Source organism: Mesorhizobium sp. WSM4807, from assembly GCF_055811615.1.
Genome location: NZ_JBVVQY010000046.1, coordinates 1 through 9,867 on the forward strand (window position 1 = coordinate 1; position 9,867 = coordinate 9,867).

The following is a 9,867-nucleotide window of genomic DNA, read 5'->3' on the forward strand; positions in this document are numbered from 1 at the left end:
GTCTTGCCATGATCGACGTGGCCAATCGTGCCAATGTTCACATGAGGCTTTGTACGCTCGAATTTACCTTTTGCCATGTGATGTCTCCATTCCTGCTCGCCCGTGCGGGCTTTGAATTAAGTTAGCGCTGCAACCCGTTCTGGTTACGCGTATTTCTTCTGGACTTCCTGAGCGACCGCGGTCGGCACCGGCTCGTAGTGATCGAACTGCATCGTGTAGGCCGCGCGGCCCTGGCTCATCGAGCGCAGGTTGTCGACGTATTTGAACATGTTGGCGAGCGGCACCATCGCGTTGATAACCACCGCCACGCCACGGGCTTCCTGGCCCTGGATCTGGCCGCGACGGCCGTTCAGATCGCCGATGACGCTGCCGACATAATCTTCCGGCGTCACCACTTCGACCTTCATGATCGGCTCGAGCAACTGCACGCCAAGCCTGGGCGCCGCTTCACGGAAGCAGGCACGGCCAGCGATTTCGAAGGCCAGAACGCTGGAATCCACGTCGTGGTAGGCACCATCGATCAGCGTCGCCTTGACGCCGATCATCGGGAAGCCGGCGAACGGACCCGACGTCATGACGCTGTTGATGCCCTTTTCGACACCGGGGATGTATTCCTTCGGCACAGCGCCGCCGACAATCTTGGATTCGAACAGGAATTCGCTGCTTTCCGGATTTGGCTCGAACAGGATCTTGACGCGGGCGAACTGACCCGTGCCGCCGGTCTGCTTCTTATGGGTGTAGTCCTGTTCTTGGCTGCGGGTGATCGTCTCGCGATAGGCCACCTGCGGCGCGCCGACATTGGCCTCGACCTTGAACTCGCGGCGCATGCGGTCGACGATGATGTCGAGGTGGAGCTCGCCCATGCCGGAAATGATCGTCTGGCCTGATTCCTCGTCGGTCTTGACGCGGAAGGACGGGTCCTCGGCGGCCAGGCGATGCAGCGCAAGGCCCATCTTTTCCTGGTCGTTCTTGGTCTTCGGCTCAATCGCGATCTGGATGACCGGATCGGGGAATTCCATGCGCTCGAGGATAACCGGATGCAGCGGATCGCAGAGCGTGTCGCCCGTGGTCGTGTCCTTGAGGCCGGCCAACGCGACGATGTCGCCGGCGAAAGCCTCTTCGACGTCGGCGCGCGAGTTCGCATGCATTTGCAGCATGCGGCCGATGCGCTCCTTCTTGCCCTTGACCGTGTTGTCGACCGAGATGCCCTTGGTGAGCTTGCCCGAATAGATGCGGGCGAACGTGAGCGAGCCGACGAACGGGTCGTTCATGATCTTGAAGGCAAGCATCGACAGCGGTTCGTTGTCGTCGGCATGGCGCTCGATCTCGGCGTCGGTCTTGGCGTCGACGCCCTTGATGGCCGGAACGTCGGCCGGCGACGGCAGGTATTCGACAACGGCGTCGAGCAGCGGCTGCACGCCCTTGTTCTTGAAGGCCGAGCCACAGAACATCGGGTAGAATTTCACCGCAATGGTGCCCTTGCGGATCAGCGCGCGGATCTCGTCATTGTCGGGCATCTTGCCTTCGAGGTAATTCTCAAGCGCCGTCTCGTCCATTTCGACGGCGGCTTCGATCATCTTCTCGCGGTACTCTTCCGCACGAGCTTTGAGATCGTCCGGGATCTCGACGACGTCCCAGGCAGCGCCCAGCGTTTCGTCGCGCCAGACCAGCGCGTTCATCTCGACGAGGTCAACGATGCCCTTGAACTCGGTCTCAGCACCGATCGGCAGTTGCATGACGACGGCATGCGCGCCGAGGCGCGAGCCGATCATCTCGACCGAGCGGTAAAAATCGGCGCCGATCTTGTCCATCTTGTTGCAGAAGATCATGCGCGGCACGCGATACTTGTCGGCCTGGCGCCAGACGGTTTCCGTCTGCGGCTCGACACCGGCATTGGCGTCGAGCAGCGCAATGGCGCCGTCGAGCACGCGCAGCGAACGCTCGACCTCGATGGTGAAGTCGACGTGGCCGGGGGTGTCGATGATGTTGAAACGGTGCATCTTGCCGTCACGACCCTTCCAGAAGGTCGTGGTCGCGGCGGACGTGATGGTGATGCCGCGTTCCTGCTCCTGCTCCATCCAATCCATGGTGGCAGCGCCGTCATGGACTTCGCCGATCTTGTGCGACTTGCCCGTGTAGTAGAGGACGCGCTCGGTGGTCGTCGTCTTGCCGGCGTCGATATGCGCCATGATACCGAAATTGCGGTAGTCTTCGATTTTATATTCGCGGGCCATGGGAGGTGCCTCTTCAGTCTCGTTCGCGCTTTACCAGCGGTAGTGCGCGAAGGCGCGGTTGGCTTCTGCCATCTTGTGGGTGTCTTCACGCTTCTTGACGGCGGTGCCGCGGTTGTTGGCCGCGTCCATGAGCTCGCCGGAGAGGCGGTCGACCATCGTGGTCTCGTTGCGGTTGCGGGCGGCGGCGATCAGCCAGCGGATGGCCAGCGCCTGACGGCGCTCGGGGCGCACGTCGACCGGAACCTGGTAGGTGGCGCCACCGACGCGGCGCGAACGCACTTCCACATGCGGCGCGACATTGTCGAGCGCCTGATGGAAGACGGTGACCGGCTCCTGCTTGGTCTTGGACTGGACCTGGTCAAGCGCGCCGTAGACGATGGTCTCGGCAACCGACTTCTTGCCGTCATACATGACGGCGTTCATGAACTTGGTGACGATCAGATCGCCGAACTTCGGGTCCGGGTTGATCTCACGCTTTTCTGCACTGTGACGACGGGACATTTTTTCTCTGCCTCAATTCTGCGTGGTGGCCTGGATCCCGGATCGTCGCTTGGCGCCGTCCGGGATGACCTTGGCTACGCTTCGGTCACTTCGGACGCTTGGCGCCGTATTTCGAACGGCGCTGCTTGCGGTTCTTCACACCCTGCGTGTCGAGCACGCCGCGGATGATATGGTAGCGGACGCCCGGAAGATCCTTGACGCGGCCGCCGCGGATCATCACCACCGAGTGCTCCTGAAGGTTGTGGCCTTCGCCGGGGATGTAGCCGATCACTTCAAAACCATTGGTCAGGCGGATCTTGGCCACCTTGCGCAGCGCCGAGTTCGGCTTCTTCGGCGTCGTTGTGTAGACGCGTGTGCAGACGCCCCGCTTCTGCGGGTTCTGCTGCATGGCCGGGACCTTGTTGCGCTTCACCGGCGCAATGCGCGGCTTGCGGATCAGCTGGTTGACGGTAGGCATTAAACCCTCTTGTCTCTCAATTCCGTGTCTCGCCCGGTCAGGGCCGCTCAAAGCGTCATTTCCATAGGCAAATTCGGGCCACAAACCGCGCCTCGCGGTCTTGCCCGAACAAATGGCAGAGGAAGCGGAACCCGCTTCATGCACGCCGGAAATGTCTTTTCGCTCGTAAAACGAACCCTGTTTGAGACAAACTCCAAAGCGTGTCGCTTCGGAAGGGAGAGCCTCACATCGGTTCTGACTGGGCGGCTTCTACTCGCAAGCCTGTTGCCCGTCAACCCCGGAGCGCCAAATATTACGCTGAAACCGAGGCTTGGCAGCCATGCGAAAAGCGCATGTAATTTTCTTTCGCCATTTTGCAAGAGGAGGGAAGAAAGTGACCGGCTTTCGGCTGTTGCGCGGCCATGCTTCATGCGAAAAAGAGGCATGAACAGCACAGATCCCCTCGCCCGGAGGAATCATCCCGTGAACGACAATGATGAGCGCCCGGTCACCATCATCACCGGCCGGGCGTGGAAGAGGAAAGACGGCAAGCCGGAAGGCGTCCACGTCATGCTGGTCGCGCCCGACGACGATTCGGCGGTGCGCCGGGCGCTCGAATCGCTCTCGGCCGAAGGTTACGCCGAGGCTGAGCTCGATCAGATCGGCGACCTGGACGGCGTGCCCGACGACGAGCCGCACCTGTCGGCGTATCAAGGCGCGCTCGAAGGCGAAGTGTCGATCGTCACCTTCGACGTGCCAGTCTGAGGCAGGGCCAGTCTGAAGCAAGGCCAGTCTGAAGCGGGCTCTATCTCGGCCCGCCGGGCGAGCCTCCCGCGACTTGCCCGGCATCGGTTCTCTGCTAAGAGAACCAATCGCTGCCAGGAGCAGTGCATTTTCAAATCCGTGGAGTCTCCCATGTCCTCGAACAGCAACCCTATCAAGCTCGGCATCGTCGGGGTGGGAAAGATCGTCCGCGACCAGCACCTGCCAGCCCTGGCCAAGGACCGGGACTACCGCCTCGTCGCCGCGGCCAGCCGGCACGGCAAGGTGGACGGGATCGCAAATTTTCCTGATATCGAGGCGATGCTGGACGCGGTGCCGGAGCTTGAGGCCGTATCGCTCTGCATGCCGCCGAAGTTCCGCTACGACGCCGCGCGGACAGCGCTGGCGGCGAAAAAACATGTCTTCCTGGAAAAGCCGCCCGGCGCCACGGTCAGCGAGGTTGAGGATTTGAAGGCGCTAGCGGTCGCGAACGGCGTCTCGCTGTTCGCGAGCTGGCATTCGCGCTATGCCCCGGCAGTCGAGGCCGCGCGCGATTTTCTCGGCTCGACCACGATAAGATCGGCAGCCATCAACTGGAAGGAAGACGTGCGCCGCTGGCACCCCAACCAGGACTGGATCTGGGCCCCAGGCGGCTTCGGCGTCTTCGATCCCGGCATCAACGCGCTGTCGATCGCGACCCATATATTGCCGGCGATGTTCATCACCTCGGCAGTTCTCGATTTTCCCGAAAACCGCGCCGCACCGATCGCCGCCCATATCGCCTTTCGCACCTCGAACGGCTTGCCGGTGGCGATGGAACTCGACTGGCGCCAGACCGGCCCGCAAAGCTGGGACATCCTGGCCGAGACGGACAATGGCGCGATGGTGCTTTCGGGCGGCGGCTCAAAACTCGCGGTCGACGGCCGCGTCGTTCACGACGAGCCGGAAGCCGAATATCCGATGCTCTACAGGCGCTTCGCCGAGATCGTGCGCGCTGGCGTTTCCGATGTCGATCTCGCTCCCCTCCAACATGTCGCCGACGCCTTCATGCTGGGTAGGCGCAATATGGTGGAAGCGTTTTTCGATTAAGCCGCGGAGCTGTAAGGAGTGGCCTTCGCTCCGGTCCTGACCATCTTGCAAGCGTCGCGCCGCCCCTCATCTGGCTGCCGCCATCTTCTCCCGTGAACAGGGAGAAGGACGCCGTCATCAAGGATTTCGCCAATCTCCAGCGTCGCAGAAGAGCGCCAAGGCTGCGGCCAGCTTCTTTCTCCCCGTTTACCGGGAGAAATGCCCGGCAGGGCAATGAGGGGCGGCGCCGGACGATCGAAATAAGTCGCGAACACTCGACGACGCCTCCTCCCACTCCGTCGCCAGCGGCATAAGTTTTCCAACTTCAACACACAAAAAAGCCGCCGGGTTGCCCCGACGGCTTTGTTGCCTGAGATCTGTACCGCCGCGCTTACTGCGCGGCGGAAGCCATGTCGGTCAGCATCTGATCGGCGACCTCGACGCCCGACGCCTTGCGGCGCTCGTCGATGATCAACTCGTCGCGCGAGGTGGCGATGCGCCGGATCTGGCTCATCGTGCCGCCGGTGCCGGCCGGGATCAGACGGCCGACGATGACGTTTTCCTTCAGCCCCTGCAGCATGTCGGTCTTGCCGGCAACCGCCGCTTCGGTCAGCACCCTGGTCGTCTCCTGGAAGGAGGCGGCCGAGATGAAGGACGGCGTCTGCAGCGAGGCCTTGGTGATGCCCAGAAGCACCGGCTGGCCTTCGGCCGGCTTCTTGCCGTCCTCGACCAGGCGCTCGTTGACCTCTTCCAGCTCGATCACGTCGACGTGGTCGCCCGGAATGTAGGTCGAGTCGCCCTGCGCAGTGATCTCGACCTTCTGCAGCATCTGGCGAACGATCACCTCGATGTGCTTGTCGTTGATCGACACGCCCTGCAGGCGGTAGACCTCCTGGATCTCGTTGACGAGGTAGGACGCAAGCGCCTCCACGCCCTTGATCGCCAGGATGTCGTGCGGCGCCGGATTGCCGTCGAGGATGTAGTCGCCCTTCTCGATGACGTCGCCGTCCTGGAGATGGAACGGCTTGCCCTTCGGGATCAGGTATTCGACCGGCTCAAGCGTCGAGTCATGCGGTTCGATGATGATGCGGCGCTTGTTCTTGTAGTCGCGGCCGAAGCGAATCGTGCCGTCGATCTCGGCGATGATGGCGTGATCCTTCGGGCGGCGTGCCTCGAACAGTTCGGCAACACGCGGCAGACCGCCGGTGATGTCCTTGGTCTTGGCGCTTTCCATCGGGATACGCGCCAGCACGTCGCCGGGGCGAACCTGTGCACCCGGCTCGACCGAAAGAATGGCCTCGACCGAGAGCAGGAAGCGGGCGTCGCCGCCCTTCGACAGTTTGCCGACCTTGCCCTTGGCGTCCTGGACGACGATCGCCGGCTTGAGATCGTTGCCGCGTGGCGTCGAACGCCAGTCGATGACCTCGCGCTTGGTGATGCCGGTCGATTCGTCGGCCGTTTCCTGGACGGAAATGCCGTCGACCAGATCCTCGAACGCCACCTTGCCCTCGATTTCGGTGAGGACCGGGCGGGTATAGGGATCCCACTCGGCGATGCGCTGGCCGCGCTTCACCTTGTCGCCATCGTCCACGAAGATGCGCGAACCATAGGTGACACGGTGTGTGGCCCGCTCCTTACCGGCCTCGTCGAGGATCAGCACCGCCATGTTGCGGCCCATGACCATCTGCTGGCCGTCGGAGTTGCGCACCACGTTGCGGTTGCGGATCTCGACCTTGCCCTCATACGAGGCTTCAAGGAACGACGAGTCCACCACCTGCGCCGTACCGCCCATGTGGAAGGTACGCATGGTGAGTTGGGTGCCCGGCTCGCCGATCGACTGCGCCGCGATGACCCCGACAGCCTCGCCCTGGTTGACCGGGGTGCCGCGAGCCAGATCGCGTCCATAGCAGACCGCGCATACTCCGACCCTGACGTCGCAGGTCAGCGCCGAGCGGATGCGGACCGACTGGACGCCGGCCTGTTCGATCTGCTCGACGTCGCGCTCGTCCATCAGCGTTCCGGCCTTGACCAGAACCTCACCCGTGACTGGATGAGTGATGTCGTCGAGCGCCGTGCGGCCGAGAACGCGCTGGCCGACGGAAGCGACGACCTGGCCGGCATCGACGATCGGCTGCATGGTGAGGCCTTTGTCGGTGCCGCAGTCGACGGAGTTGACGATGCAGTCCTGCGCCACGTCGACCAGACGGCGGGTGAGGTAACCCGAGTTCGCCGTCTTCAAGGCGGTGTCGGCCAGACCCTTGCGGGCGCCGTGGGTCGAGTTGAAGTACTCGAGCACGGTCAGGCCTTCCTTGAAGTTCGAGATGATCGGCGTCTCGATGATCTCACCGCTAGGCTTGGCCATCAGGCCGCGCATACCGGCAAGCTGGCGCATCTGGGTGGGCGAGCCGCGCGCACCGGAGTGCGACATCATGTAGATCGAGTTCATCGGCTTTTGACGGCCATTGTCCTCGAACTCGACTGCCTTGATGCGGGCCATCATCTCGTCGGCGACCTTTTCCGAGCACTTGGCCCAGGCGTCGACGACCTTGTTGTACTTCTCGCCCTGCGTGATCAGGCCGTCATTGTACTGCTGCTCGTATTCCTTGGCCAAAGCCTCGGTGTCGGAAACCAGCTTGATCTTGGCATCCGGGATCAGCATGTCGTCCTTGCCGAACGAAATGCCGGCGCGGCAGGCGTGGCTGAAGCCGAGGGCCATGATGCGATCGCAGAAAATGACCGTCTCCTTCTGACCGCAATGGCGATAGACGGTGTCGATCATCTTGGAGATGTTCTTCTTGGTCATCTCCTGGTTGGCGGTCTCATAAGGCACGTTGACGTTCTTCGGCAGAAGCTCGCCGATGATCATCCGGCCGGGCGTGGTGTCGTAGATCTTCGACACGACCTTGCCATCCGCATCGACCGTGCGGAAGCGGCCCTTGATCTTGGAGTGCAGCGTCACCGCCTTGGTCTCGAGTGCGTGCTGGAGTTCGCCCATGTCGGCAAACACCATGCCCTCGCCCGGCTCGTTCTGGTTGACGATCGAGAGATAGTAGAGACCCAGAACCATGTCCTGCGACGGCACGATGATCGGCGCGCCGGAAGCCGGGTGCAGGATGTTGTTGGTCGACATCATCAGCACGCGGGCTTCAAGCTGTGCTTCCAGCGACAGCGGTACGTGAACCGCCATCTGGTCGCCGTCGAAGTCGGCGTTGAAGGCCGTGCAGACCAGCGGGTGAAGCTGGATAGCCTTGCCTTCGATCAGGATCGGCTCGAAAGCCTGGATGCCGAGGCGGTGCAGCGTCGGCGCACGGTTCAGAAGCACCGGATGCTCGCGGATGACCTCGTCGAGAATATCCCAGACCTCCGGACGCTCCTTCTCGACCAGCTTCTTCGCCTGCTTGACGGTCGAGGAATAACCCTTGGCGTCGAGACGGGCATAGATGAAGGGCTTGAACAGTTCGAGCGCCATCTTCTTCGGCAGGCCGCACTGGTGCAGCTTGAGCTCCGGACCGGTGACGATGACCGAGCGGCCGGAATAGTCGACGCGCTTGCCGAGCAGGTTCTGGCGGAACCGGCCCTGCTTGCCCTTGAGCATGTCCGACAGCGACTTCAACGGACGCTTGTTGGCCCCAGTGATGACGCGGCCGCGACGGCCGTTGTCGAACAGCGCGTCGACGGCTTCCTGCAGCATGCGCTTTTCATTGCGCACGATGATGCCGGGCGCACGCAGCTCGATCAGCCGCTTGAGGCGATTGTTGCGGTTGATGACGCGGCGATACAGATCATTCAGATCCGACGTGGCGAAACGTCCGCCGTCCAGCGGGACGAGCGGGCGCAGGTCCGGCGGGATCACCGGAACCACTTTCATGATCATCCATTCCGGACGGTTGCCGGACTCCATGAAGTTCTCGACGACCTTGAGCCGCTTCAGATACTTCTTCTGCTTGAGCTCGGACGTGGTCGAAGCCAGCTCCGAACGCAGGTCGCCGGCGATCTTCTCCAGGTCCATGCCGGCCAGAAGGTCGTGGATGGCCTCGGCGCCTATCATGGCGGTGAAGCTATCTTCGCCATACTCGTCGACGGCCATCATGTACTCTTCCTCGCTGAGGAGCTGGTGCTCCTTCAGCGCGGTGAGGCCAGGCTCGGTGACGATGTAGTTCTCGAAGTAGAGAACGCGCTCGATGTCCTTCAGCGTCATGTCGAGCAGCGTGCCGATACGCGACGGCAGCGACTTCAGGAACCAGATATGGGCGACGGGCGCGGCCAGCTCGATATGGCCCATGCGCTCGCGACGGACGCGCGACAGCGTGACTTCGACGCCGCACTTTTCGCAGATGACGCCCTTGTACTTCATGCGCTTGTACTTGCCGCACAGGCACTCGTAGTCCTTGATCGGACCGAAAATGCGCGCGCAGAACAGGCCGTCACGCTCCGGCTTGAAGGTGCGGTAGTTGATGGTCTCCGGCTTCTTGATCTCGCCGAACGACCAGGACAGAATCTTCTCAGGGCTGGCGAGCGAGATCCGGATGGAATCGAACACCTGCGCAGGCGCCTGGGGATTGAAGAGATTCATGACCTCTTGGTTCATGCCGTTCTCCTTTTCGGGGTCCTCGAAAACCCCTTGCATCTAGCGCGGGCCAAACGCCCGCCGACTTGATCGGCCATCGGCCGAAGAAACTTTCTTGTTTGAGCATGATCTTGGCCGAAAACCGGTAACCACTTTTCGGGATCATGCTCGGCGTGGGGGGGGGGGGGGCGCCCCCCCCCCCCCCCCGGCCGGCGCGCCCCGGGCCCCCCCCCCCCCCCCCGGGGCGGGGGGGAGGAGGGCCCCCCCCGGCCGGCCCCGCGCGGGCCCCCGCGCCGGGG

The 9,867-nt window shown here is 62.6% G+C and carries 6 protein-coding genes and 1 pseudogene; 2 read left to right on the forward strand and 5 right to left on the reverse strand.

What is annotated here, in order from left to right:
- The 4 genes and pseudogenes from AC0L3N_RS31505 to rpsL form a co-directional block, all read right to left on the reverse strand.
- A pseudogene (locus AC0L3N_RS31505) lies at positions 1-77 on the reverse strand (GTP-binding protein); the annotation flags it as partial.
- Positions 78-143: 66 nt separating this feature from the next.
- Positions 144-2,234 (reverse strand): elongation factor G, encoded by a 2,091-nt coding sequence (fusA, locus tag AC0L3N_RS31510; RefSeq protein ID WP_029352192.1) that lies wholly within the window; start codon positions 2,232-2,234, stop codon positions 144-146.
- A gap of 30 nt (positions 2,235-2,264) precedes the next feature.
- Positions 2,265-2,735 carry a 30S ribosomal protein S7 gene (gene rpsG, locus AC0L3N_RS31515; RefSeq protein ID WP_008875664.1) on the reverse strand — a complete coding sequence of 157 codons (471 nt, stop codon included), beginning with the start codon at positions 2,733-2,735 and terminating at the stop codon, positions 2,265-2,267.
- Positions 2,736-2,820: 85 nt separating this feature from the next.
- Complete coding sequence (gene rpsL, locus AC0L3N_RS31520) at positions 2,821-3,192, reverse strand: 30S ribosomal protein S12 (protein ID WP_006333356.1); 372 nt, start codon at positions 3,190-3,192, stop codon at positions 2,821-2,823.
- Positions 3,193-3,654: 462 nt separating this feature from the next.
- Between rpsL and AC0L3N_RS31525 the strand changes: the two genes are divergently transcribed.
- Together AC0L3N_RS31525 and AC0L3N_RS31530 are read left to right on the forward strand one after the other, a co-directional pair.
- A complete protein-coding gene (locus AC0L3N_RS31525) occupies positions 3,655-3,936 on the forward strand; it encodes a transcriptional regulator (protein ID WP_123150797.1) in 282 nt (93 codons plus the stop codon).
- Positions 3,937-4,086: 150 nt separating this feature from the next.
- A complete protein-coding gene (locus AC0L3N_RS31530; RefSeq protein WP_473551477.1) occupies positions 4,087-5,022 on the forward strand; it encodes a Gfo/Idh/MocA family protein in 936 nt (311 codons plus the stop codon).
- Positions 5,023-5,392: 370 nt separating this feature from the next.
- Here the strand turns inward: AC0L3N_RS31530 and rpoC are convergent, their stop codons facing one another.
- Positions 5,393-9,589 (reverse strand): DNA-directed RNA polymerase subunit beta', encoded by a 4,197-nt coding sequence (gene rpoC, locus AC0L3N_RS31535; protein ID WP_473487415.1) that lies wholly within the window; start codon positions 9,587-9,589, stop codon positions 5,393-5,395.
- Positions 9,590-9,867 lie beyond the last annotated feature (278 nt).

Bases quoted from the DNA above. Each gene is read 5' to 3' on its own strand.
- fusA (WP_029352192.1), bottom strand. From the start codon at position 2,234: ATGGCCCGCGAATATAAAATCGAAGACTACCGCAATTTCGGTATCATG.
- rpsG (WP_008875664.1), bottom strand. From the start codon at position 2,735: ATGTCCCGTCGTCACAGTGCAGAAAAGCGTGAGATCAACCCGGACCCG.
- rpsL (WP_006333356.1), bottom strand. From the start codon at position 3,192: ATGCCTACCGTCAACCAGCTGATCCGCAAGCCGCGCATTGCGCCGGTG.
- AC0L3N_RS31530 (WP_473551477.1), top strand. From the start codon at position 4,087: ATGTCCTCGAACAGCAACCCTATCAAGCTCGGCATCGTCGGGGTGGGA.
- rpoC (WP_473487415.1), bottom strand. From the start codon at position 9,589: ATGAACCAAGAGGTCATGAATCTCTTCAATCCCCAGGCGCCTGCGCAG.